Annotated in this window: 24 protein-coding genes and 1 other annotated feature; of the genes, 20 read left to right on the forward strand and 4 right to left on the reverse strand. The window is 48.7% G+C overall.

The window, feature by feature from the left end; genetic code table 11:
• The first annotated feature begins 42 nt into the window (after nucleotides 1–42).
• The 13 genes from ABXS70_RS05555 (at nucleotide 43) to leuS (ending at nucleotide 13,949) form a co-directional block, all read left to right on the forward strand.
• A complete protein-coding gene (locus ABXS70_RS05555) occupies nucleotides 43–1,227 on the forward strand; it encodes a DUF58 domain-containing protein (RefSeq protein WP_342556405.1) in 1,185 nt (394 codons plus the stop codon).
• Nucleotides 1,224–3,437, forward strand: coding sequence for a transglutaminase domain-containing protein (locus ABXS70_RS05560; RefSeq protein WP_366294568.1), 2,214 nt, complete (start codon nucleotides 1,224–1,226; stop codon nucleotides 3,435–3,437). The genes ABXS70_RS05555 and ABXS70_RS05560 overlap by 4 nt, the downstream gene beginning before the upstream one ends.
• Nucleotides 3,438–3,546: 109 nt before the next feature.
• A complete protein-coding gene (locus ABXS70_RS05565; RefSeq protein WP_342552155.1) occupies nucleotides 3,547–4,074 on the forward strand; it encodes a YqeG family HAD IIIA-type phosphatase in 528 nt (175 codons plus the stop codon).
• A complete protein-coding gene (yqeH, locus tag ABXS70_RS05570) occupies nucleotides 4,071–5,198 on the forward strand; it encodes a ribosome biogenesis GTPase YqeH (protein ID WP_342552154.1) in 1,128 nt (375 codons plus the stop codon). The genes ABXS70_RS05565 and yqeH overlap by 4 nt, the downstream gene beginning before the upstream one ends.
• 59 nt (nucleotides 5,199–5,257) lie before the next feature.
• Nucleotides 5,258–6,133, forward strand: a complete 876-nt coding sequence (gene aroE / locus ABXS70_RS05575) for a shikimate dehydrogenase (protein ID WP_366294572.1) — start codon at nucleotides 5,258–5,260, stop codon at nucleotides 6,131–6,133.
• A 68-nt stretch (nucleotides 6,134–6,201) separates the two neighbouring features.
• Entirely contained in the window at nucleotides 6,202–6,495 is a 294-nt protein-coding gene (gene yhbY, locus ABXS70_RS05580; RefSeq protein WP_342552152.1) for a ribosome assembly RNA-binding protein YhbY, read from the forward strand.
• 14 nt (nucleotides 6,496–6,509) lie between these two features.
• On the forward strand, nucleotides 6,510–7,100 hold the full coding sequence (gene nadD / locus ABXS70_RS05585) for a nicotinate-nucleotide adenylyltransferase (protein WP_366294576.1): 591 nt from the start codon (nucleotides 6,510–6,512) through the stop codon (nucleotides 7,098–7,100).
• Nucleotides 7,084–7,650, forward strand: coding sequence for a bis(5'-nucleosyl)-tetraphosphatase (symmetrical) YqeK (yqeK, locus tag ABXS70_RS05590; protein WP_342552150.1), 567 nt, complete (start codon nucleotides 7,084–7,086; stop codon nucleotides 7,648–7,650). Before nadD ends, yqeK begins: the two co-directional genes overlap by 17 nt.
• A 17-nt stretch (nucleotides 7,651–7,667) precedes the next feature.
• Entirely contained in the window at nucleotides 7,668–8,015 is a 348-nt protein-coding gene (rsfS, locus tag ABXS70_RS05595) for a ribosome silencing factor (protein WP_342552149.1), read from the forward strand.
• Nucleotides 8,012–8,917, forward strand: a complete 906-nt coding sequence (locus tag ABXS70_RS05600; protein WP_342552148.1) for a S1-like domain-containing RNA-binding protein — start codon at nucleotides 8,012–8,014, stop codon at nucleotides 8,915–8,917. Before rsfS ends, ABXS70_RS05600 begins: the two co-directional genes overlap by 4 nt.
• 216 nt (nucleotides 8,918–9,133) lie before the next feature.
• On the forward strand, nucleotides 9,134–9,904 hold the full coding sequence (locus ABXS70_RS05605; protein ID WP_342552147.1) for a class I SAM-dependent methyltransferase: 771 nt from the start codon (nucleotides 9,134–9,136) through the stop codon (nucleotides 9,902–9,904).
• A 202-nt stretch (nucleotides 9,905–10,106) separates the two neighbouring features.
• The gene (locus ABXS70_RS05610) at nucleotides 10,107–11,063 is read left to right on the forward strand and encodes an aminoglycoside phosphotransferase family protein (protein ID WP_342552146.1); all 957 of its coding nucleotides are present in this window, start codon (nucleotides 10,107–10,109) and stop codon (nucleotides 11,061–11,063) included.
• Nucleotides 11,064–11,178: 115 nt separating this feature from the next.
• Nucleotides 11,179–11,431, forward strand: a binding site (T-box leader).
• A gap of 73 nt (nucleotides 11,432–11,504) precedes the next feature.
• Nucleotides 11,505–13,949: a leucine--tRNA ligase gene (leuS, locus tag ABXS70_RS05615; protein ID WP_366294582.1), complete on the forward strand. Its 2,445-nt coding sequence runs from the start codon at nucleotides 11,505–11,507 to the stop codon at nucleotides 13,947–13,949.
• On the opposite strand, the gene comER is transcribed toward leuS, so the two are convergent.
• Nucleotides 13,930–14,775, reverse strand: coding sequence for a late competence protein ComER (gene comER, locus ABXS70_RS05620; protein WP_366294585.1), 846 nt, complete (start codon nucleotides 14,773–14,775; stop codon nucleotides 13,930–13,932). The genes leuS and comER overlap by 20 nt on opposite strands.
• Before the next feature lie 183 nt (nucleotides 14,776–14,958).
• Here comER and ABXS70_RS05625 point away from each other — a divergent pair, with 183 nt between their 5' ends.
• The 3 genes from ABXS70_RS05625 to ABXS70_RS05635 all read left to right on the forward strand — a co-directional run bounded on the left by ABXS70_RS05625 (nucleotide 14,959) and on the right by ABXS70_RS05635 (nucleotide 19,299).
• Nucleotides 14,959–15,618 carry a helix-hairpin-helix domain-containing protein gene (locus ABXS70_RS05625; protein WP_366294588.1) on the forward strand — a complete coding sequence of 220 codons (660 nt, stop codon included), beginning with the start codon at nucleotides 14,959–14,961 and terminating at the stop codon, nucleotides 15,616–15,618.
• Between the two features lie 45 nt (nucleotides 15,619–15,663).
• On the forward strand, nucleotides 15,664–16,185 hold the full coding sequence (locus ABXS70_RS05630; RefSeq protein ID WP_342552142.1) for a cytidine/deoxycytidylate deaminase family protein: 522 nt from the start codon (nucleotides 15,664–15,666) through the stop codon (nucleotides 16,183–16,185).
• Between the two features lie 183 nt (nucleotides 16,186–16,368).
• On the forward strand, nucleotides 16,369–19,299 hold the full coding sequence (locus ABXS70_RS05635) for a ComEC/Rec2 family competence protein (RefSeq protein ID WP_366294591.1): 2,931 nt from the start codon (nucleotides 16,369–16,371) through the stop codon (nucleotides 19,297–19,299).
• Between the two features lie 101 nt (nucleotides 19,300–19,400).
• Here the strand turns inward: ABXS70_RS05635 and ABXS70_RS05640 are convergent, their stop codons facing one another.
• Complete coding sequence (locus tag ABXS70_RS05640; protein WP_342552140.1) at nucleotides 19,401–19,607, reverse strand: DUF5316 family protein; 207 nt, start codon at nucleotides 19,605–19,607, stop codon at nucleotides 19,401–19,403.
• Nucleotides 19,608–19,816: 209 nt separating this feature from the next.
• Nucleotides 19,817–20,119, reverse strand: a complete 303-nt coding sequence (locus ABXS70_RS05645; protein ID WP_110898026.1) for a hypothetical protein — start codon at nucleotides 20,117–20,119, stop codon at nucleotides 19,817–19,819.
• 350 nt (nucleotides 20,120–20,469) lie between these two features.
• On the opposite strand from ABXS70_RS05645, the gene ABXS70_RS05650 reads away from it, so the two are divergent.
• From ABXS70_RS05650 to holA, 3 genes are all read left to right on the forward strand, one after another.
• Nucleotides 20,470–21,018 carry a sigma-70 family RNA polymerase sigma factor gene (locus tag ABXS70_RS05650; RefSeq protein WP_342552139.1) on the forward strand — a complete coding sequence of 183 codons (549 nt, stop codon included), beginning with the start codon at nucleotides 20,470–20,472 and terminating at the stop codon, nucleotides 21,016–21,018.
• Nucleotides 21,015–22,310 (forward strand): zf-HC2 domain-containing protein, encoded by a 1,296-nt coding sequence (locus tag ABXS70_RS05655; protein WP_366294596.1) that lies wholly within the window; start codon nucleotides 21,015–21,017, stop codon nucleotides 22,308–22,310. The genes ABXS70_RS05650 and ABXS70_RS05655 overlap by 4 nt, the downstream gene beginning before the upstream one ends.
• A gap of 256 nt (nucleotides 22,311–22,566) precedes the next feature.
• Entirely contained in the window at nucleotides 22,567–23,583 is a 1,017-nt protein-coding gene (gene holA, locus ABXS70_RS05660) for a DNA polymerase III subunit delta (RefSeq protein WP_366294599.1), read from the forward strand.
• 194 nt (nucleotides 23,584–23,777) lie between these two features.
• On the opposite strand, the gene rpsT is transcribed toward holA, so the two are convergent.
• Nucleotides 23,778–24,050, reverse strand: coding sequence for a 30S ribosomal protein S20 (gene rpsT, locus ABXS70_RS05665; protein ID WP_090914815.1), 273 nt, complete (start codon nucleotides 24,048–24,050; stop codon nucleotides 23,778–23,780).
• A gap of 174 nt (nucleotides 24,051–24,224) precedes the next feature.
• Here rpsT and gpr point away from each other — a divergent pair, with 174 nt between their 5' ends.
• Nucleotides 24,225–25,226, forward strand: coding sequence for a GPR endopeptidase (gpr, locus tag ABXS70_RS05670; protein ID WP_366294602.1), 1,002 nt, complete (start codon nucleotides 24,225–24,227; stop codon nucleotides 25,224–25,226).
• Nucleotides 25,227–25,264: the final 38 nt, after the last annotated feature.

A 25,264-nucleotide genomic window follows, 5' to 3' on the forward strand; every position in this document is an offset into this window, starting at 1 on the left:
GTCAATCGAAACCTGCGCCACCCTCGCGTATGGGGCATCGCAATGGTGTGGATGTGCTGTCTCGCGTACGTTTTGTTTCAGGGAGGAAAGACCTCGCTCATGCTCCTGTCTATGGTGACGCTGATCTGTGTTTACCTGGCGATCGCCGGATTCAGTGGAGTCAAACGGGCTCAGGGGGTGCGCAAACTCTCTTCTGGCCAGGATCATGAAGAACTGCTTCATGCTGGCGATCAGGTCCAAGTGCGGCTGAGCCTGACCATTCCCGGTTTTCTTCCTCTGCCTTACGTGGTTGTTCGTGAGATGCTGCATCGGCATAACGGGGAATCGTGGTCTTTTAAAGAAAGTCTGATCCCCAGTATGCGGGGATCTGGTGAGCTGTCCTTCCAGACACCGCCGCTTGAGCGGGGGAAATATGTTTTTTCAGAGACGGAATGTGCCAGCGAGGATATCTTCGGGCTGATTGAACACCGCGGGACTTTCAAAGCTATCGGAGAATTCCGCGTACTGCCTAGAACGGTATTCATTCCTTATTGGCAGCTCTATGATCGCAAGTCGCGTTTGTCAGGTCCGCAGACGGCATTGACACGTTCACGCAGAGAAACAACCCAGATTAACGGTGTGCGCGACTATGTGTATGGGGATCGTCTTTCCCGCATTCACTGGAATGCGACAGCAAAGACAGGGAACTGGAAGTCCAAAGAGTTCGAACACGAGTCTGTGCCGAAAACCATTCTCGTTCTGGATGCAATGGCAGGAAGCTATCCGCACGGAGAAGCATTTGAATTGGCCGTTTCCACCACAGCTTCCCTGCTGGATTACGGCACGAGGGAACGTATGGGGATGGGGTTGTTAACCTTAGCTGAAAAGTCGTCCTTCATGCCTCCGAGTGAGAGTCCGATTGAGCGGCAAAAGATGATGCATCATCTGGTGGACATACAGGATAACGGTCAAGATGCGTCCCTGCTGCCGGGTGTGGAGAAAATAGCTCGGCAATTCCCGCAAGGGGCATACTTTGTTGTCATTTCTCCGCAAAAAGACGAAAAAATACTTGAGGTGCTCCGCTGGGCAGATACCCGCGGCATGACCCCATGTCATATACTGATCGACCCGGCGGAATCTCGTCGAAGCTCGGAATGGAATGCCATGCTGCGCGGCAGAGGCACGAGATCATTCACAGTTGCCCATCTGCAGGAGCTTCCAACGGTCATGGGGGGAGGTTCGGTATGAGCGGCAGCAGACATGACAACTTGGGATTGAAAAGATCTTGGTACCACGCCGCATCCCTGCTCTGGATATTTCTGATTGCTCTGCAGTGGATATCGTTCACCCAGGAATCCTGGTATACCGAGACAACCTCGCTCGTGCTGTGGACGCTGGCAGCTGTAAGCATTCTGGAGGTTATTCTCCCTCTCAAAGTGCTGTATCGAGCGATCATCAAGGCCGTTGTTGTCGTATACATCTTGCATAAAACGTTGATTGATTACAGTGTGTATATTCCTTACGGCACGTTAACAGAGCGCATAGAGCAGTTTATTATGCATATGCCTCCGTATATCTGGTTTTCTTTGTGTGCGTGGGTGATGTTAGAGGCGGCGATTCGCCTTGTGAATACAACCCGCCGGATTCTTGTGTTCCTGGGTGTTAATATTATATCCTTGGGCATCCTGGATTCCTTTACTCAGATTCCACTGTGGGTGGAGATTGCCTGGGTAATGTTTGCGGGCATGGGCTGGCTTGTATGCCAGCACTTCCGTAATTATCAGCTGCAGTATCCGCAGGGATGGAAACGGTTGATTCGGTATCCTTACAAAATACTGGCGAATATTGCTATCATCTTTTCATTAATCATTGTGGCCAGTGTAAATATGCCGGAAATTCCGCCAACCTTGACGGACCCGTATACGGCATGGCGGAATTACACCGGAACAACGTCGAACCAAGCGGGGAACGGCGTACTGGATATTCCGGCTGCAACCGAGTCTGGTTACAGTCGCGAGGACAATCAGCTTGGCGGAGGATTTAACTTTGATTACACGCCTGTGATGTCCATAACGACCAGTGACCGCAGCTACTGGCGCGGTGAGACACGTTCGGAGTATACAGGAACAGGCTGGGATGAGCCCGGACGTGCGTCCATGGAAAATGTGTCAGCCAGTCAGACGCTGGCCAATGAGCAGGCCGGAAAAGTGAATACGAAACAGGTCACACAGAAAGTGACGATGTTGAATGATACAGTATATCCGATCATGTTTGGAGCGTACTCTATATCGCAGGTAAGCTCGGTGAACGGTGAAGAGCGCGCGAGCCGTATGCTTTGGAATGCAGAGCGGGCTGAACTGCATGTTGTAACGACACGGCAGCAGCCGCAGTATCCTAAAAACTATACGGTTGTGTCAGAGGTGCCGATTATCGTAGAAGATGAGCTGCGTACCAAATCATCTGAAGCCCTCTATTCCAATAATCCGGCTGAGGACAAGTATTTGCAGCTTCCCTCCCGATTTCCTGAGCGGGTAAAAGACCTCGCTTCCGAGATTACGGCATCTGCAAAAACACCGTATGAAAAAGTGGCATTACTGCAAAACTATTTACAACAAAACTTTAATTACACCAACAATCCGGATCTGTCCCGAAAAGTGAGCAGCGACTTTGTCGAAGGTTTCTTATTTGATATTCGCGAAGGGTATTGCGATTACTTTTCTACTGCACTTGTGATGATGGCCCGGTCAGAAGGTATCCCGGCAAGATGGGTTAAGGGGTATGCACCTGGACAGATGTCGCTGAATTCCGATATGCAGGCTCCTCGTCAGCCTGGTGCACCTATCGAAACGACGTACACGGTAACCAATGCGGATGCTCACTCTTGGGCTGAAGTTTACTTTGGCGAGTACGGATGGATTCCGGTTGAAGCAACACCGGGATTTGATATGCCGCTGCTGACCGAAGCACCGGAGGTGCAGCCAGCTGACCAGCCAGCTGACCAGCCAGAGGAAGAACCGGTTCAAGAAGAAGAACAAACGCCGGCTCCCGAGCAGACGACTGCGGCGATTCCGACCTTTGTCATCTGGATTGCCGGTGCTGTAATCGTATTGTGGGTAGCTTACATGTTCTGGCGCAGCCGTCTTTCCCTGCGATTCCTGCTGCTCCGCCTGCGAACAGGCGGACCGCTGACACCTGAACAGAAGGTGCTGGCTGAGACAGAGCGCTGGATTCGTTATGCGAGAAGACGAGGCCTGACTCGCAGCGGGGACGAAACGCTCCGCGAGTCTGTAAACCGCTGGGGTCAGCTTAAACCGTCCGCTCGCGAGACATTGGAACAGCTGCTTATGAAGTTTGAACAGACCCGCTATAGTCCAGAGGCGGTAACCGCTGATGACTGGAAGGTTGTCTATCAGGCAGCCTTGAAGCTGCGGAAGGAATTGAAAGCGGAACGGGCTTAAGTACTGCCCGTCCCGTTTTTCCTTTTTTTCATAGCCATAAAGGCTGTTTGCATTTTCAGGAAAGACGGATTTGTGATATAGTGTGTCGTATGAAACTGAGGTGACTTCTTTGTTTAAAATGTTACTGCCCAAGCTGCGTGTAGACACAGTTTTTGACATTAATCTGGAAGAGCTGTACGCTCAAGGGTATCGTGGAATCATAACTGACCTGGATAATACGCTTGTTGGAGCAAAAGCACCTGATGCCACACCCGAATTGATCGAATGGTTCGCGCGTGTCAAAGAGGTGGGATTCAAGCTGATGATTGTGTCCAATAACAATCTGAATCGGGTGTCCCTGTTTGCGACTCCGCTGGATATCCAGTTTGTGCATAGTGCACGCAAACCATCGAATGTACCGTTTCGTAAAGCAATGAACATGATGGAGCTGCCTCCCGAGAAAACCATTGTTGTGGGGGATCAAATGCTCACCGACGTTTACGGAGGGAACAGACTTGGACTATATACCGTTCTGGTGCTGCCGATTTCCATCGGAGATGAGGGATTCATGACCCGCTTTAATCGGAGAGTAGAACGAATTGCCCTGTCTAATTTGCGGAAGAAAGGCTTATGGCTTGAGGAGGAAAAGAAGAAATGACAGAACCGCATAACGGCAGTATTGCCGTAAGATGCAGTGGATGCGGCGTGAATCTGCAGACGGAAAATCCGGATCTGCCTGGATTTATTCCCGAGAAAGCACTTGACCGTGAACCGGTCATCTGCCAGCGCTGTTTCCGTATCAAAAATTATAACGAATCATCATCTGTCACAGTGGATCAGGATGAGTTCCTGGCTCTGCTCAGCAAAATCGGGGATAAGGATGCTTTGGTCATTCATATCGTTGATTTGTTTGATTTTGATGGCAGTATTATTTCGGGCCTGCAGCGCTTTGTTGGAAACAATCCGGTACTGCTAGCCGTGAACAAAACGGACTTGCTCCCTAAAGTAACCAACTGGAATAAAGTTCGGAACTGGGTGCAGAAGCAGGCGAAAGAACAGGGACTGCGAACGGTAGATGTTGTGCTGTGCAGTGCGAAGCAGAATCAAGGTTTTGATCGTCTGCTTGAGCTTGTTGGTACGTACCGTGGAGATCGGGATGTGTATGTGGTCGGCGGAACCAATGTTGGTAAATCGACACTGATTAACCGCTTGATCCGAGACTACAGCGATCTGGAACAGGAATTGACAACATCGCGTTATCCGGGAACAACGCTGGATATGGTGAACATTCCGCTGGACGATGGAAAATATATCATTGATACGCCTGGAATTGTGTATCCATGGCGCTTCAGCGAGATCGTATCTCGTAAGGACCTTGCAGCGATTATGCCGGAGAAACCGCTTAAACCCGCGGTATATCAATTGAATTCCGGTCAGACGCTGTTCTTTGGCGGTATGGCCCGGTTTGATTTTATTGAAGGCGATCGTCAATCGTTCACCTGCTTCATCAGTACTGCGCTGGATATTCATCGGACAAAATTGGAGCGGGCAGATGATCTTTACCGTGATCACCTCGGAGAATTGCTTTCTCCGCCAACCCGTGAGAATGCCGCGGAGATGCCTGAATGGACGAGACATGAATTCCGGATCAAACGCGGCAGTCAGTCAGACGTATTCATCTCTGGTCTGGGCTGGATCAAGGTTAACGGAGATAACGGTGCTTTGGTGGCTGTCCATGTACCAAAAGGGATTCGAGTACAGATTCGTCCTTCCCTGATCTAGTTTCTAGTTTGGGTACAAGCTTTACATTCAAACAAACGGATCAGATCGGAGGCGAGTTCATGTCGACAGAGAACAAGTTCAATTCTTCACTTCCGCTGCTGCTTGGTGTGATGGGTGACCCGATTGCTCATTCCAAGTCACCGGCGATGCATAATGCGGCGTTAAAGGCAGCGGGTGTGCATGGAATGTACATGCCGCTTCATGTGCACCCCGATCAGCTGGAAGCTGCTGTTCGTGGAATCACTGCACTGGGCTATCGTGGTGTTAATGTCACGATTCCGCATAAGGAGCAGGTGATGCAGTATCTCGATGTGATCGATGAAAGTGCACGCTTGATCGGGGCAGTGAATACAATCGTGAATGAAAATGGTACACTGACAGGGTACAATACAGACGGAATCGGATATGTACGTTCGCTGAAGGAGGAGGCTGTTCCTCAGATTGAAGGGAAACGAATCGCAGTTCTCGGAGCAGGCGGCGCTGCAAGAGGTGTCATCTATGCACTTGCACTGGAGAAACCCGGACAGATCAGCATTCTGAATCGAACAGCGGACAGAGCGGTCAGTCTTGCTGCCGATTTGCAAAGTTATGATTTGGGGAATATTTCCGGAGGTGGCATGCAGGATGCTCAAGCTGTACTTGCTGCTGCTGATATCGTAATTAATACGACAGCAGCTGGTATGCATCCACACATGGATGAAGTGCCTGTTGATCCTGCATGGATTCGTGAAGGGGCAGCTGTCAGTGATCTGATCTACAACCCGCTTGAGACTCGTCTGCTGCGTGAATCCCGTTTACGCGGCTGTACGGTACATGGCGGGCTGGGAATGTTTGTTTATCAAGGAGCTGTCGCATTTGAACACTGGCTTGGCATCTCGGCTCCGGTTGATGCGATGAGACGAGCAGTACTGGAAAGTTTTGAGAATAATAATTGAACGGTCAGGTCCCTAAGCGGTTCATACGCTTAGGGTGACCTGCTCAACATAAGGAGTATGGAGTATTCATGTTAACTGGTAAACAAAAGCGTTTTTTGCGGTCACAAGCACATCATCTGACCCCTGTTTTTCAAATTGGCAAAGGGGGGACCAACGATCACTTGTTCCGCCACATTGAAGAGGCGATCGAAAAGCGTGAGCTGATGAAAGTGCAGGTGCTGAACAACAATCTCGATGATAAAAACGAAATTGCTGCAGAGGTTGCTCGTGAAACAGGCAGCGAGCTTGTGCAGGTCATTGGAAGCACCATCATTCTGTACAAAGAATCGCGTGATAATAAACAAATCGAACTTCCAAGATAAGGAGCGTGGCACGGGTGAAGATCGGCATCATGGGCGGTACGTTTGATCCGATCCACATGGGGCATCTGCTGGCAGCCGAAGCGGCACGGGATTCGCATGCATTGGATGAAATCTGGTTCATGCCCTCCCATGTCCCCCCTCACAAACCAGAAGCAGGTGCAGCTGGACAGCAGCGTCTGGAGATGACAAAGGCTGCTGTAAAAGATACTCCCCAGTATGAGGTATTAGGTATCGAAATGGAACTGGGAGGCGTATCTTATACGATAGATACGATGCGTGAATTATGGCGGCGTCACCCCGAACATGAATTTTATTTCATCATCGGAGCAGATATGGTGAATTATCTTCCCAAATGGGAAGAGATTGAAGTACTGGCGTCCAAAATGACCTTTATCGGTGTTGGACGCCCGGGCTTCCAGCTGCATCTGGACGATTTACCGGATGAACTGCAGGGACGGGTTCTGCTGGCCGAGATGCCGCTTGTCGATATTTCATCCACAGCCATTCGCAGACGTCTTGCGAGTGGACATTCGGTGCGGTTTATGATCCCGGATGCAGTTCATCAATATATTGTTAGGAGCGGTTTATATGGCACTAAGCCGTGAGGAATTAATAGAGGCTGTCTCCGCACAGATGCCAGCCAAGCGCTGGAAGCATACCCAGGGTGTCATGGAATCAGCAGTCGCTTTGGCAGAGAAGTATGGTGCTGATCCCGTAAAAGCAGATGTGGCAGCGATTCTGCATGACGTGGCCAAATATTGGCCGGTAGCGGAGATGGAAGCGGTCATTCGTGATAACGGATTAAATGCAGAACTTCTGCAGCATGATAAACAGCTCTGGCATTCGGAAGTGGGTGCTTTTGTAGCTGAACGTGATTATGGTGTGTCGGATTCTGAAATTATTCATGCGATTCGGTGGCATACTTCTGGTAGGGTAGGCATGAGTCTGTTAGACAAAGTGGTATGCCTTGCCGATTATATTGAGCCGGGACGTGATTTCCCGGGTGTAGAGTATATTCGTGAGCAGGCACAGCGCAGTCTGGAGGAAGGTTTGATCGCGGGGTTTGATTCGACAATCAGCCTGCTTCTTTCCCAGCGCCGTGTCATCTATCCGCTGACGGTGCTCTCACGTAATGACTTGATTGCACAATTATAGATTATGGAGGTTGGTTCATGACGGTATCATCGAAAGAACTTATGAATATGGTGGTTGCTGCCGCTGACGATAAAAAAGCATCGAACATCGTAGCGCTTGACCTGAATAATATCTCGCTCGTTGCCGATTATTTTGTAATCTGCCACGGTAACTCGGATACACAGGTGCAGGCTATTGCTGCCGAGATCCGCAAACAGGCTCACGCTGCCGGTGCGGTTATTAAAGGTATTGAAGGTATGGACTCTGCACGTTGGGTCCTGATGGATCTGGGCGATGTGGTCGTTCACGTCTTCCATCGCGATGAGCGCGAGTATTACAATATCGAGCGTCTCTGGTCTGATGCCAAAGTGGTGGAAACGGTATGAGTTTGATCGCAGGAACAGTCGTCTCGCTGCCGGTTTCACGCGAAGTGTCTCCTTTTGGCTACTTTTTGACGACAGGATCGGAAGATGTACTGCTTCACTATACCGAGCTGACTCGGGAGATCAAGATTGGTGAAACACTGGAGGTTTTTGTATTCTTCGATACAGAAGATCGCCTCGCTGTTACGATGAAAAAACCTTACCTTACGCTGGGTGAGATGGCTAAACTGGTTGTAGCCGATGTGCATCCGCGTCTCGGCTGCTTTCTGGAGATGGGACTCGGTCGTCAGCTGCTGCTTCCGATTCGTGAACTGCCTGAACTCGAAGAACTTCGTCCTCAAGTAGGAGATGAAGTGTTCGTGATCATGGAACACGACAAACAGGGACGTCTGCGTGCCAAATTAGCCGGAGAACGGGAACTTGCACCTCTTGCCTTCCATGCTCCAACTACGTGGGTGAATGAGTGGGTGGAAGCGCTCGTGTACAAGCCGCTGCAGATGGGTACGTTTGTACTTGTAGACGGCGGAGTACTGGGCTTTGGGGCGATTGGTATGATCCATTCCTCCGAGCGCAGTCATATGCTGCGTTTGGGTGAGAAGGTGAAATGCCGGGTTACGCTCGTGCGTGAAGACGGCCGGGTGAATCTGGCTATGACGCAGCGTAAAGAAGTTGGGCGTAATGAAGACGCAGACAAGCTGCTTGCATTCATGAAAGAACGTCCTATGGGCGGCATGCCGTATTCTGATGCGACTCCGCCTGATATTATCAAGCAGCGCTTCGGCATCAGCAAATCCGCGTTCAAACGTGCTCTCGGTAAGCTGATGAAGGATGGCCTGGTAGTACAAAAGGAAAGCTGGACGTATCTGTCCGAATCTGCGCCCAAACCACAGCAGGAAGAGAAGTGAGTTTGGCGCAAACAGAGCAGTATGTATTTATTTAAGAGTGTTAAATGATTGCTCTGTACGAAGTAAATATAAAGTATTCGTTTCATAACCCCGAAGCATGATGCATTGGGTCGAGCAAAGCAGGGCCAGACTGGGTAAACACCGGATGCCCTGCTTTTTCTTTGGATTTGGATATCATCCGATTGAGGAAAATGAAATTGAAAGTGCGGTGCCGACATGTCTTACCGGAAATTTGCCTACGTTTACGATGAATTAATGGAAGATATGCCTTATCCGGACTGGATAAGGTTTGCAAGAACAGCCTGGGAACAGCATGGCATGCCTAAAAGTGTGGCGGAGCTTGGCTGCGGAACGGGTTCAATCACCATTCCGCTGGTGAATTCCGGCTTTGAAGTGACGGGCATTGACCTTTCGGCAGATATGCTGTCGGTTGCCCGCAGCAAGATGGAAGCAACGTCTCAAGGACATCGGTTGTACCGGGGAGGCAGCGTGCGCTGGGTGCAGCAGGATATGCGGGAGTGGAGAGTGCCTGAACCTGTGGACTCGGTCATATCGTTCTGTGATTGTGTGAACTATTTGCTGGAATCAGAAGATGTGATTCGTACATTCAGGCGAACATATGAGATGCTGAAGCCAGAAGGTACGTTTCTGTTTGATGTGCATCATCCGAACACACTCATTCGTTATGATGAAGAGCAGCCTTTTGTACTGGATGAGCGTTCCGTGTCTTACATCTGGACATGTGATCTGGACCAGGAGCGGTGTGAAATCGAGCACCATCTAAGCATTTTCTCGCGTATTGAAGACGGCAGCAGGGATACGTACCAGAGATTTGAGGAAGTTCATGTGCAGCGTGCTTATGATCCGGATTGGATGAAGCTGGAGCTGTGCAAAGCGGGCTTCCGAGACGTGAAGGTGTATGCGGACTTTGAGTGGCAAGAGGCTGGAGACAGTGCGCAGCGTTTGTTCTACGTGGCTGTAAAATAAATAAGCAGCTCGTATGTACATGGTTTGAAATACGATGGTTAGCTGTCCTTTGGCTGCATGTGATCATGCTGCCAAGGACAGTTTTTTTAACTGATAGGATAAAAGGTATTGCTGCTGGAAGGAAAGAGAGACATAATAAATTTAATTCGGAAAGCGTTTTCCGAAATGAGATGAACTATTCAATAACGGGAGGATGACAACGATGGAAAGTACATATAAAACGAGATTATCCAAAGAGCAGCTGGATCAGATCATTACACATCAACTCGCTGCGGCCATTCAGGAATGTGAAGAAATGATTGACGGATGGGCAAACCATGCCTATAAAATAGTGCTAAGTGACGGACGAAAAATTGTCCTTAAAATTGCGCCCTCGGCTGCAACCAATCTGATGCGCTGTGAGCAGGATCTGATGACAGCAGAAGTGGAAGCACTCCGGCTTGCTGCCGGTCTGAAGGATGTTCCTGTGCCTCAGGTGCTGGCTTATGATGCTTCGCTTGCTTTTGCACCTGCACAGTATTTTATTATGGAATACATGTCCGGGACGCCGTATAACCAGGTAAAAACTCAACTTACAGTGTCAGAGCAGGAAGAAATTGAGCAGCAGTTAGGACAATATAACAAGCGAATCAACGAGATTAAGGGGGATCGATTCGGTTATTTTTCGGGGAAGGACAGACAGCGCAGCACATGGAGAGAAGCATTTTTGATGTTGATGGAGGATATGCTTGCCGATGGAGAAAAGGCAAAGATTGATATTGGTATTGACTACAATGAGCTGCGGCGTCTGATCGAGGAAAGATCAGATGTACTGGATGAAGTGACCGAACCCATGTTGATCAGCTGGGATCTGTGGGATGGTAATGTGTTGGTGCAGGATAAACAGATTACGGGCATTATCGATTTTGAACGCTCGTTGTGGGGTGATCCGCTGATGGAGCACTATTTCAGTCATTTTAACTATACTCCGGGATTTCTGAAAGGGTATGGCCGAGAGATTGTGACGGAGAGTGAGCGGAAGCGCAGAAGCTTGTACGATTTGTATTTTGATCTTGCACTTCGAATTGAATGTGATTACCGGCAGTATGATAATCAGGAGCATATCCAATGGACGATTCAGAATCTGAAGAAGGGTATTGAACGTTTTCGGAATGTTTGAAGAAGCATCATTGTAGTCGGGGAGCACGGAAATTATATCATCTGAGAAGGATGAATGTGAAGTGTCATATTGACTTTGAGCCTGCATTTTTATATAATGTTCCCGATATTGTATACATATTTCGATGATAAGGATCAGTAGTAAATTCTGTACACGACAGAGAGTCGGCGGGTGGTGCAAGCCGATTGACAGTACTTTGCGAACTCGCCTTGGAGAAATGCGGTGACTACACCTTTCTATGCCTTCTGCATTGAATAGGAAATCCGCATCGGTTAACCGCCGTTACAGGTCTAGAGGGAGTGGATGACGAAGCACGTTCGTCCGCTAACTAGGGTGGTACCACGGGAATTCAACCTCTCGTCCCTAGCGCTGCAAACGCTACGGGATGCTGAGGTTTTTTTGTTGTTATCAAAGCGCGTATAACCTGAAGGAGGAATATAGATGAGTGAGAATCATCAGCCGAAGCACGGCTATCAACCGCAAGTGATGGAAAAAAACTGGCAGCAGTATTGGGATGAAAACAAAACATTCAAAACAGGTGAGGACCCGTCGAAACCGAAGTTTTATGCTCTGGATATGTTTCCTTATCCGTCCGGTTCCGGACTGCACGTAGGTCATCCGGAAGGATATACAGCAACGGATATCGTATCCCGTTACAAACGGATGCGCGGATACAATGTACTTCATCCGATGGGTTGGGACGCGTTCGGTCTGCCTGCAGAGCAGCACGCACTGGATACGGGGGAGCACCCGCGTCATATTACATTCCGCAATATCGACAATTTCCGTCGTCAGATCAAATCTCTCGGATTTTCGTATGACTGGGATCGCGAGATCAGCACAACGGACCCGGAGTACTACAAATGGACACAATGGATTTTCATCCAGCTGTACAAAAAAGGTTTGGCTTATGTAGATGAAGTGCCGGTGAACTGGTGTGAGGCATTGGGTACGGTTCTGGCGAATGAAGAGGTTATTGACGGTAAAAGTGAACGCGGCGGCCACCCCGTTGTACGTAAACCGATGCGTCAATGGGTGCTGAAAATTACGGAATATGCGGAGCGTTTGCTGGAGGACCTGGAAGAGCTGGACTGGTCGGAAAGCATCAAGGATATGCAGCGTAACTGGATCGGCAAATCGACAGGTGCTGAAGTGGTTTTTGCCATTGAAGGCCGTGAAGAAGTGATCAAAGTATTCACAACTCGCGCAGATACATTGTTTGGTGCAAGCTTTGCAGTTCTCGCTCCAGAACATGAACTGGTGGACGTGATTACGTCTGAAACAGAGCGTGAGGCAGTGAAAGCTTATCAGGAGCAGGCTGCGCGTAAGAGTGATCTGGAACGTACGGACTTGGCCAAAGAAAAAACAGGTGTGTTCACAGGGGCGTATGCGATCAATCCGGTTAACGGAGCAAAGCTTCCGATTTGGATTGCGGATTATGTACTGGCTGGTTACGGTACAGGGGCTGTTATGGCTGTCCCGGGGCATGATGCACGTGACTGGGAATTTGCGAAGCAGTTTGACCTGAATATCATCGAAGTCATTGAAGGCGGCGATGTCACAAAAGAGGCGTATACAGGCGACGGTGCACACGTGAACTCCGATTTCCTGAACGGATTAAACAACGAAGAAGCTGCGGCGAAGATGATCGCTTGGCTTGAAGAGAACGGTAAGGGACAAGGTAAAACAACATATCGTCTGCGTGACTGGTTGTTCAGCCGTCAGCGTTATTGGGGAGAGCCGATTCCGATTCTGCATCTGGAAGATGGAACAATGAAGACGGTGCCGGAAGATCAACTGCCGCTGCTGCTTCCTGACATTGACCAGATCAAACCTTCAGGTACAGGAGAATCTCCACTGGCTAATGTGACAGATTGGGTGAATACGGTCGATCCGGAAACAGGCATGAAAGCGCGCCGCGAAACGAACACGATGCCGCAGTGGGCAGGAAGCTGCTGGTATTATCTGCGGTTCATCGATCCTCACAATGACAAGGAACTGATCTCGAAGGAGAAACAGCAGCAGTGGCTGCCAGTGGACTTGTACATCGGTGGAGCAGAACATGCGGTACTTCACCTGCTGTATGCTCGTTTCTGGCACAAAGTGCTGTATGATCTGGGCGTTGTACACACGAAAGAGCCATTCTACAAGCTGGTCAACCAAGGTATGATTCTGGGTACCAATAACGAAAAAATGAGTAAATCCCGTGGTAATGTGATTAACCCGGATGAGATTGTTAACGAATTCGGTGCAGATACACTGCGTCTCTATGAAATGTTCATGGGACCTCTGGAAGCGACCAAACCTTGGAACGCCAGCGGGGTCGAAGGGATGTATCGTTTCTTGTCACGTGTATGGCGTCTGTTCATCAACGAAGATACAGGTGCAGTTAATGAGAAGATTACAGCAGATGGCGGAACGGATGAATTCAAACGCACAGCGCATAAAACAATCAAAAAAGTGACGGAGGATCTGGAGCATCTGCGTTTCAACACCGCGATAAGCCAATTGATGATCTTCATTAACGATGCATACAAAGCGGATACACTGCCTCGTGAAGCAATGGAGAACTTTGTTCAGCTGCTGTCACCTTTGGCACCGCATATGGCGGAGGAACTGTGGAGTCGTCTTGGATATGAAGGTGGAATTTCCTACGTGGCTTGGCCTGAGTATGATGAGTCGATGACCGTGGATGCAGAAGTGGAGATCGTGGTGCAGGTCAACGGCAAGATTGTAACTCGCGCAACAATTTCGAAGGATCTGGATGCACAAGGAATGCAGGACTATACGATGGAACTGGCACCTGTGAAACAGGCGCTGGAAGGCAAGACTATTCGCAAAGTCATTGCCGTTCCAGGCAAACTGGTTAATATTGTTGCCGGTTAATTTCACTGGCACGAAACACCTCATCCAGCTTGACTAAATCTTCATCATATTTCTCATGTGTCGTATGGATCAGGTTGTCGAATACACCATCCAGGTTGTTTCGCAGCAGTGCAAGTGCCTGAGCGGTTATTCCGCCAGGTACAGCGACACGAGCTTGAAGTTCTTGCGGTGTGTAACCCCCTTCGGTGAGCAGCTTGCCTGTTCCCAGAAGCATCTCACCGGCAAGAGCACAGGCGTCTGCTCGTTTGATACCTGTCAGGCGTACAGCACTTTCGATCCATTGTTCCAGAAAGAATGATATAAATGCAGGTCCGCAGCTGGAAAAGTCCGATGTGATTCGGGTGCAGGCTTCATCCACTTGGTAAGGCTTGCCGATATGACTCAGCAGACCTTCCAGCACTTTGCGGTCTTCGGCCGTCATTCGCTCGCCATGGATGAACAGAGTTGCTCCGCTGCCGACCTGGTGAGTAACGCTGGGAATAACCTTGGAGACTTTGCAAGGAAGTGAAGATTCCAGATGGCGCAGCTGCACGGGACTGGTGATCGAGACAATGATATGATTGGGAGTCACGACAGGCAGGATATCATCAATCACATGTCGGAATTCCAGCGGCTTCACACACAGGAAGATGATGCTGCTGCGAATCACCGTTTCCCGATTGCTCTGTGATTCATGCAGTCCAGGGTAACGGAGGGATAGCTGACGTACTTTGGAAGGGGTGCGGTTGCTTGCTGCAATCTGACGGGGTTCGAGTGCACCGGATTGGATCAGGGCATAGATCAACAGACTGCCCATGCTGCCGGTTCCGATAAATCCAACCTTCATTGGTTCAGGCCTCCTTTCATGCTTTACGGTAATGGCGCAGTATCTTCCATCTATTGTATGCAGGGGACTCTGGTCCACATGACATGAAAATATGTAATTTATATACGCTATAGCATGAAACGGTTCGGAAGCACCGCCCGTGTTCGAAATGGTTTTTATTTTGAATATGAGGGAGTGCGGAAGATGAGATGGAACAAAACGATGTCCATTGCTGCGGCAGTGGTTGGAAGCGTACTGATATTATGGTCGGGCAAAAGTGAACAGCCACCTAGCGGCTGGGAACCGATGCGGCTCGGCGCCAATCAGCCGACAAGTGAGCAGGACCACTCTGCTGCACCGTCGGCTGCTTTGGTTAGAGAGGATGCAGCTGCTCCAGCAAGTGATAGGAAAGAACATCATCCCGCTGCAGCATCTGAAGCAGGAGCAGCGCAGGATGCACAAGTTCAAGGTGAGACGTCAGGTGATTCGTCGCCTCAGTCACAGGTTCCTGTTAATGAGAATCGGATCCCTGCAGCCGAACCAGCCGGGGCATCGGCTGATGAAACGACCGGAGTGAAGACGAAGGGCTCAGGTGCAAGTCTTTCAAGTTCAATCGAAGCGGCTGCTGTTCCCCATCCGTCCAGCACGGGCTCGGAAGCAGCAGGCAGTGACAGGATCGATGTGAACACGGCGTCAGTCTCCAAGCTCACAGAGCTTCCAGGGATTGGGCAGAAGAAAGCTCAGGCTATTGTGGATTATCGGAATGCCCATGGCCCTTTTACTAGAGTCAGTGAACTTACCAAAGTGAAGGGCATAGGCAGCAAGATGCTTGAGAAAATGGCACCATATGTACGGGTTCGCTAGGGACAACAGGATAAAAATGCATTCAAAGCGGGAGGAGGAAACTGTATGGGTACAGTAGAGCTTCGCAAGGATTGGGATACGTATTTTATGGATATTGCTTATATGGTTTCCACGCGTTCCCGCTGTCCGCGCCGGCACGTAGGGGCTGTTCTGGTTCAGGGAAAGAAACTGCTGGGGACAGCTTATAATGGTGCACCGATGGGGGTGCCGGATTGTTCCGAGGCCGGCTGCATGATCGCAGAAGAATACGAACTTGTAGTAACGGACGACCACGAGGAAATGGTTAAAAAGCAGCGCTGTATTCGTACCATTCACGCGGAGCAAAATTTGCTTTTGTTCACAGATCGTATTGATCGTGAGGGCTCCTCTGTGTATGTTACGGATGAACCCTGCTGGACCTGTGCCAACATGCTGGCGAACAGCGGTGTTACTGAAATTGTTTTTCATCGCTCGTATCCCAAGGATACAAGCAAAGTGAAGAATATGATGCAGCAGAAAGGCATTTCGTTCCGCAGACTGGACAGTTACCAGCCTCCTCGGGAGACGATGATGACGGTAAGCAACTAAATAAAGCAACTAAACTGAACAGCGGATCGCGGCAGTTAGGCAGGAAATGTTTCAAGTGATGAGTGGCTGTATCGAAAAGAATATACATGAAAAAGAAAAGTACGGGGAAGAACCTCCGGCAAGCCTAATTGGGCTTCCGGAGGTTTTTTGTGTATTCATAGGTGTGAGAGAGGAGGGGCCGCAGTGAAAAACAGACCGCTGCTTCGCTTTACAATCTTTTGGCTGTGTGGAAGTGGAATGGCATGTGTGCTGACAGGCTGGAATCTATTATGGGGAATGATAGGGGCGGCAGCTTGTCTCCCGCTTGTATTGCGATTATTAAATATTCGGGGATGGTCTGTCCTTCTGCTGCTCATTGCGTTTATAGGCGGGGCGGTGCAATGGCAGTGGAATGATACTCGTAACTACAGCCATGTGCCGGAGTACTTCGATATGACTGCTGACGAAATCCACGGGTTAAATGGAGAAATTGAAGGGGAGCTAGTATCGGACGTACGGGTAGATGGGGATCGGGCGGGTTTTGAGATGGTCATTTCATCCATGACAGCGGATCAAGAAATGCATCCAAAAACAGAAGATTCAGATCCAAATCATGTTTTATCGCCAAGAACGTCTGAAACACTAAAGCTTCCGTCCAGAGTAAACGAACGAATTATCGTGCAGGTTCGACTGATGGAAGAATCAGAACAGCAGACAGCAGCCTCCTGGAAGCGAGGAGACAAGCTGACGCTGTCAGGTTCTTGGGCTTTACCTGGAGAAGCCAGGAATTTTGGTGGATTTGACTACCGCAGTTATCTCAAAACGCAGTATATTCATTGGATGTTTAAGGTGAAGGGGGCTGATTCTGTTACTGCGGTGCCTCCCGAAGGATGGAAACGAATCAGTATACTGCGATGGACAGATGCCGCAAGGCAGCTGCTGGGTTCAGCGGTAGACCAGCTGTTCCCCGAACCGCATGCCGGATATATGAAGGGGCTCATCATCGGCATGGCAAAAGATATTGATCCGGGTACGTACGGTCAATTCTCACAGCTCGGATTAACGCATATTCTTGCGATCTCTGGAACACATGTTGCTGTATATGTTGCATCACTACTGATGCTCATGTCATGGCTGAAACTTACGAGAGAGACTGCCTTAACTGTGGTACTGTTTCTGATTCCGGCGTATGTACTGCTTTCGGGCGGTTCCCCTTCTGTAATTAGGGCAGGCATGATGTCTATGATTGGTTTATATATGGCGAAGCGTGGACTGGCGAGGGACAGTCTGCAGATCATCAGTGCAGCTGCTTTGCTGATGATGTGGTGGAACCCCTATTTTTTGCTGAATGTCAGTTTTCAGCTGTCTTTTCTGGTGACGGCAGGATTAATGATTTATATGCCGCTCATCAACAGGATGTTCAGTACATGGCCAAGATCGCTGGCGGCGACAGCTTCGGTGACGGTGACGGCGCAGCTGATCTCTTTTCCGGTGACCATTCTGTACTTTAACCAGTTTTCGCTGCTCTCTTTTGCGGCCAATTTTCTGCTGGTGTCCCTCATTAGTGCGGTGGTTTTACCTCTAGGAACGGCTGCCATGATGGTGTCATTCGTGTGGTTTCAGGCTGCAAAGCCGCTTGCATGGATTGCGATTCAGTTAAATCAACTAACCTTTTTGAGCGTGGAATGGATGAACGGCCTGCCCGGTTTTGTGATGATCTGGGCCTCCCCTTCTCTGGTATGGATTGCAGCCTATTATGCGATTTTGTACGCACTGCTTCATTTGCTTCATCAGAGGAGTGCCAGTGATAAGCCGCCGTATATACATGCGGAAGAAGAGGATACAGCTCCGCTTGATATTCGCGGACGAACTGCTGCTCCCCCGCGCAGCATGTGGGGAACGGTGAGGCCATCTTCTCGTTTTGAAGGTACGGATTCAGTTAATCCTGTGCAGGCCTATACTCATAATCGTTTGTCCCTCACAGCACACCATGCCCTTCCTGTCCAGACAGCAGAAGTGAGTCGGGGTTCACTCGCTGCCCTTGGTGCGAGTATTGCGTGGCCGGAGTACGCAGGTGCATTTACAGCCAAAGGTGCGGGATATTACAGCGAAGTACGAATGAGCAGGGTTCAGCGCTGGTTAAGTGGTGTGCTTGCCGTAAGTTTGGCAGCCGGATTATGGTGGGCTTATCAAACTCCTCGGCCTGCGGGAACAGGAGTGGTTCAGTTTCTCGATATTGGGCAGGGAGACAGTACTTTGATTACAACGCCAGAAGGCAGACATATTCTCGTAGATGGCGGAGGTACAATTGACTTTGGCGGCAGTAAACACTCGTGGAAAACAAGGCGTGACCCTTACGAAGTGGGGGCGAAGGTGGTCGTTCCTTTATTGAAAAAGAGAGGTATTCATCAACTGGACGCGGTGATTGCGACCCATGCCGATCAAGATCATGCAGGCGGACTGCAGGCTGTTCTGGAGCAGATTCCGGTGAAACGCTTCATGTTTAACGGAACGACAAGTGGAAAAGAGAAGTTTGATCAGCTGATACATACAGCGGTGGAGCGCCAAATACCGTTATTCGCGATTCGTCAGGGCATGATCTATAAGCCGGATCAGGAAACGTCGTTGTATTTCGTTTCACCGGACTTTAGTGATGAACTGGATGATATGTCGGGAGGCGTACCTTTTCATGAGAATCAGAACGCTGCGTCGGTTGTCTTTTTGCTGGAGATGGCGGGAACGTCTATGCTCTTTACGGGGGATATGGATGCGGCAGCCGAGCAGGACGTGCTCTATGCTATTCAGGATGGTTCGCTGGCAGTCCCTATGTCAGACCATACGGGTCAAGATTTCCAAGGAGGTGGGATATCGATAGACATCCTCAAGGTTGCTCACCACGGCAGTAAAACATCCTCCTCAGACGCATGGCTCAGGTACTGGAATGCTAAAGCTGCACTAATCTCTGCGGGTGTAAACAATACTTATGGCCATCCCAACCCGGGGGTAATGCAACGTCTGGAGGCGACGGGTTCGCGGATTTATCGAACCGACCAGATGGGCGAGGTACAGATGAGGGTGAAAGATGGCAGGGTGGATGTTCGGTATAAGCTGACTGAGGACATAAAACGAAATTAGCAGCTTAAAGTAGGAGATCCATTGTTGGGCCTTATTTCCGCAAAGTTCATTCAAGAATCCAACGTTAAAATATTCGAGGAATGATTGATAAAGCTTGCCTGTTAGCTTAGTAAATACATCATTCCAGCAGCTGCAAACGAGCAGACACCTGCTAAAGTAGACCATGCAGCGACTTTCTTCTTTATTACACGGTCTCTCTTGGACTCTGAATAAAAATTACCTCTTTGTTGGTAATCTGTTGTCCATGCTCCAATGCACAGTCCGGAAATAAAAATGAGAATGATTCCTAGATAGATAAAAAAAGTCATATTTCATCTTCCTTTCCGATTCCTTTAGTTCTTAATAAAACGTTTATCTCAGGGAAAGGTTCCAAGCGAACTCTTATGTCGAATTACTATAATGTAAGAAAACACAAGAAAAAAGCCCTCTCTCCAGAATTCTCTTCAGAAGAGAATTTCGAGAAAGGAGCTTTTTTCATAACCGTTCGTATTGCTGAATAAGAATGAGGGGAAATAGTTTATTCCACGCCGTCCTTGAAATGTTTGCTCCAGTGTTTGTCACCTTTATGCAGAATATCTTCTACTGTTTTTTCCAGGGTCATCAGAAGCTGTGCTCTTACATCAAGTACCGTTTCTCTGTACAAGCGTTCTTCCGATCCGACGATTTTATCGCCGTATAACGCCTGTGCAGCTACATATTTCCGATGTTCCTCAACCAGTGTATCGATGGATTCCAAAGCGTGCTCCACAAAGTGGGAGATGCTTTGGTATTCCTTTGGCATTTGTTCTTTTAATTCTTGAATTTTCGCTAGAGCTGGCATGCTCATCACCTCGTCTTATGAATGTAAATTTACAATACACCATTTTCATGAAAATTGCATTAAAAAAACCTTAAGTTTTGGACAAATTTCGACTTTTTTTGTTTTTGGCCCCTAAATAGTACTTAACCATAATGTATGCCGTTGCATTTGTTTTGAGTCGTGTAAGTACTGGAATCTTATATGTCAGACGTTTGGTGACTACGTTTGCATTTTCTGTTATTCTAAGATAAGATTCGGCGGCCACTGTACATAAGCCGTTATTTTGTGATGGAAAATTAAAATATACTTAACTTTGCAACAATTTTATCGATGACTACGTCAGTAAGGTTGCAGGGAGAGGGGGATCCTTTGTGGTAGAGCCGGAACTCATCAGAGCCGCTCAATCGGGCGATCGCGACGCTCTAATTACCCTATTGCGGGAGATTGAACAGCATGTTTATCGTACCGCATATTACATTCTAAATAATGAACAGGACGCCTTGGATGCTGCGCAGGAAGCGTTGATCCGAATTTACACCAAGATTAATTCTTATGAAGAAAAAGCCCAGTTCAAAACTTGGGTGCAGCGCATTGTGACCAACATCTGTATTGACAAGTTTAGAAGAACCAAGCCATCCGTCTCTATTGATGAACATGAAATGGTTTTTCAGGATAAACAGGATGTTGAGCACGAAGTGATGTCCACTTATGTGGCAAGGGACATTCAAGATGCGATCAACAAGCTGCCGGAGCATCATCGGACCGTCATTGTTCTAAGATATTTGCAGGATTTATCTTATAACGAAATTGCGGATTGTCTTGATCTTCCGCTTAATACAGTGAAGTCTTACTTATTTAGGGCTAGACAACAATTACAAAATCTACTACAGGAGTATCAGAAAGGTGGTGTGACAGGATGAAATGCGAAGAGGTGGTGGAATGGATGCACCGGTATCTGGATCATGATCTGGGCGAGGCGGAAACGACGCAGATGCTGCAGCATGTGGCCAAGTGTCCGGAGTGCGCCGAAAATTTTAGTATGCTCAGAGCTCTATCCAGGGAACTGGAAGATTTGCCGCAAGTAAGCCCCAGATTCAGTTTGGTTGATGCCATTATGCCTCAGCTGGATGCAATTGATGAAGCGCGTAAAGAACAAAGCAGTACCGTGCAAGAAATGAGTCCTGTCCCTGCGGCGTTTGAGAATTTGCAGCGTTCCAAGCCAGAAGAACGGAAAGCGAAGTCCAGATGGTTTAACTCCATGGCTGGTCGTATGTCCGTTGGTGCAGCAGCTGCGGTTGTCGTATTGGGGTTTGGCATCTGGGGATATGAGCCTCAGCAGATAGAGAATGCAGAATCGATGATGAGCAGATCTGGCGCACCTCAGGAAAGTGTTAACAACGATCAGTCTGAGCTGAGCATGGGAGTGAATAATGATCAAGCGGATCCGACTCCCCAAGACGAAGGCAGTGTGATTGCACCTGATCAGCCTGATGATTCGGGGACTGAACCATCAGAACCGCCGCAAAATGATCAACCCGATGAAATCAAAGGTGTTGAACCTCAGATACCAAGTAATCCAAAAGATCAGACGCCTCCAGAGCCTTCAACTGGAGAAGGACCTGTCCCGGATCAGGGCAAGCAGGAAGATAAGTCTTCTACAGACTCAACCATTAATCCAAAGAACACAAACCCGAACCAGCGCACGGAGCAGCAGCCGGATACTCAAGAAAAAGACGGCGCAGCTTCGAACAACCCGGAACAGGGCCAAACGCCTGAATCTAATGATCAAAACGAAAACTTTTCAGCACAAACAATCATTCCTAACGAAGACGCACCAGCACGTGGAATTACGAATAATGATTCCGGGAGCGGAACGGGAGCAGATGTTGGTGACCAACAACAATCCCAGGGTCTTGTGGCTCCTGATGAAGGAAGCACAGGAACGGAAGCACCCACAGCCAAAGAGTGGAAGTCACCTGACGGCTCTTATGTTGTTATGCTGACGGGGGACCAGTTAAGTGTTTACGCGAAGTCAGCGAATGATCCGGATGTTCTGAATTTAATCGAGCAGCGGAGTGTAGAGGGCCCGGTAAAGTCAGGAAGTTGGTCTAAGGACAGCATGCAGTTTAATTATGAAGTGGATAAAGATGGAACGACGACCAAGAACTCGTTTAAAGTGAATACGGCATCAAATGTTTCACCTGCAAAATAGTTATAGGTATGCGTTTGGTCTTGAGAAAAAAAAGAACCTTTTGTAATGACAAGCATATACTGCAGCTAACTACAGATCTTTTATGCTGAATGCAGCATCTGACGTCGTATGACCGCAGGCCGGGTTATTTCTAGAATGGCTGGTGCCTGCGTTTATATAGATGCAGAACAGGGGACCTTTATCCATAACCGGATGAAGGTCCCTTTGTTGTCACACCTTTTTTCTGGTAGGATATAGAGATAAGGAGGCACGGCGAATGGATGTAAAAAGCGCAACAAAGGCAGTACGCAGCGGAGACACGGCCCCAATCTATGTGCTGTATGGAACCGAGAAGTATCAGATTCAGCAGTTCACGGAAATGTTAAAGACACATGTCATTGAAGAGGAACATCAGGATTTTGCTGTGATCCCTTACGACCTCTCCGAAACGCCCATTGAAGCAGTCGTAGAAGAAGCAGAAACGGTTCCGTTTCTCGTTCCCCGTAAATTAATTATTGTAAGGGACACCAGTTTGTTTACCGCGGGAAAAGAATCAAAAATAGAGCATCAGGTCGATCGACTGATTACATATATGGATAATCCAGCTGATTACAGCACGATCGTATTTTTGGCGCAGGGAGACAAGCTGGACGAGCGAAAAAAATTGGTTAAGGCGGCCAAGAAGCAGGCCGTTGTTCTGGCATTTGCACCGCTGAGCGGTGAAGAATTGATTCAGTGGATCGTTAAACTTGCCAAGCAGCACGAGGTTGCTTTTGAAGCGGGAGCGGCAGACACGCTGATCAGTTATGCCGGAACGGGACTGCAGGCCTTATCCGCTGAAGTGGATAAGCTTTGTCTTTTCGCGGGAAACGGAGGAACGATTCGCCGGGCGGATATTGAATCGCTCGTGGCTCGCAGTACGGAACAGAACGTATTTGCACTTGTGGAGGAGCTGGCTAATTTGAGGCTCGAAAAAGCACTAGGGCTGTTCTATGAGCTTTTGAAACAGCGGGAAGAGCCTATCAAGATTGCTGCGTTAATTGCCCGGCAGTTTCGCATCATGATTCAGGTCAAAGAGTTGGGGCAGCAGAGTTACTCCCAGCAGCAGATTGCCGGTCAGTTGGGGCTGCATCCGTATGCCGTGAAAATTGCCGGGGAGCAGGCTCGGAAATTTGATGCTGACCGTCTGCGAAAGATACTCAGTCACTTGAGTGAGCTGGATTATCAGATGAAAACAGGAGCTGTAGATAAAGTGCTCGGACTTGAACTGTTTTTATTGCGACTCGGTGCCTAACTGAAACAGGCCATTTAACTGAAAAAAACAACCTGAGAAAGCTCCATATGTTTGATTTGTCATCCAACATACAACTGGAGCTTTTCGGGTTGTTTTTTTGCTGCTTAGCTTTTACTCGACGGAACAGATGCTAAAAAATCCTGAAAGCCTATGCTGTTCAGGATTTTTCCATTGGTTCGTATAAGTAACGCTTCTTACGCTTGTGCGGAAAGAGCGTTCAGTTTTTTCGCCAAGCGAGACTTTTTGCGTGCAGCTGCATTTTTGTGAACCAGACCTTTAGTTACAGCCTTGTCCAGCTTTTTGGAAGCAGCTTGAATCGCAGCTTTAGCAGTTTCAACTTCGTTGCTTACCAGAGCAGCATCAGCAGCTTTGACAGCTGTACGGAGTGCAGACTTCTGAGAAGCGTTGAGTGCGCGGCGCTTGTCGCTCGTTTTTACGCGTTTAACAGCGGATTTGATGTTTGGCATTACATTCACCTCCTGTAAGGCATTCGCATGAATACAAACGTTTCACAACTTAAAATATTCTATCACGCTAGCATGTAAATTGCAACAGATTTTGCATCGTTGTTCAGCAAGCTGCATAAAGCAGGCCTTTTTCCCACACAATATGCTCAAATGTAACAAGGGAGGCAGGGACAGATGACACTCGATTTGCAAAATTATACCGTGCGCACCGACTTGGCCATCGATTCGAAAGAAATGGCACAAGGCAGCCAGAGACAGACCATTCCCGGATTGCGGGAAGATGTGGATACGAAAGATGGCATTACCATTACCCGGATTGATGTGTTGAATGATGAAGCTGCCCAAGCGATTGGGCGTGTAAAAGGTCACTATGTCACGCTTGAGGTACCTTCCCTTCGCAACGGTGATACCGAACTGCAGGAGCGGGTAGCCGCTGAATTCACACGTGAGATGGAAGCTTTTATGACCAAGGCGGGTATTGGCAAAGATTCAAAGGTACTAATTGTAGGACTCGGCAATCTAAACGTTACGCCAGATTCCCTCGGTCCGCTGGTGGTGGAGAATTTGATGGTTACCCGGCAGTACTTTGAATTAGTACCGGATCAGGTGGCACCGGGTTATCGAGAGGTCAGTGCTATTGCTCCAGGTGTGCTGGGTACAACGGGCATTGAATCGAGTGACATTGTACAGGGCATTGTTGAACGCACCCGCCCGGATGCCATTATCGCGATTGATGCGCTGGCCTCCCGATCTCTGGAACGTGTGAATACAACGATTCAGGTGGCGGATATCGGTATTCATCCAGGTTCGGGCATTGGAAACAAACGGCGCGGATTAACAAAGGAAATTCTGGGTGTTCCCTGCATTGCCATCGGCGTGCCGACCGTCTGTTATGCCTCAACCATTGTGAACAACGTTATTGAGATGATGCGCTCCCATTTCCGCCAGGAGACCGATCAGACGAAACAGATCATGGGTATGCTGGATGACATCGGTGAGGCAGACCGTTTGAGTCTGGTAAAAGAAGTGCTTGAACCGCTTGGCCATGACCTGATCGTTACACCAAAGGAAATTGACGAATTTATAGAAGGCATCGCCAATGTGATCGCAACAGGACTTAACGCAGCCCTCCATGAAGCCGTTGACCCGGGTAACGTTGCGGCGTACACCCATTAAGTCTGTCGTTTACCCTTTGCTGTTGAGCAAGGAGTAAA

The sequence above is a fragment of the Paenibacillus sp. AN1007 genome (assembly GCF_040702995.1).
Classification (GTDB): Bacteria; Bacillota; Bacilli; order Paenibacillales; family Paenibacillaceae; genus Paenibacillus.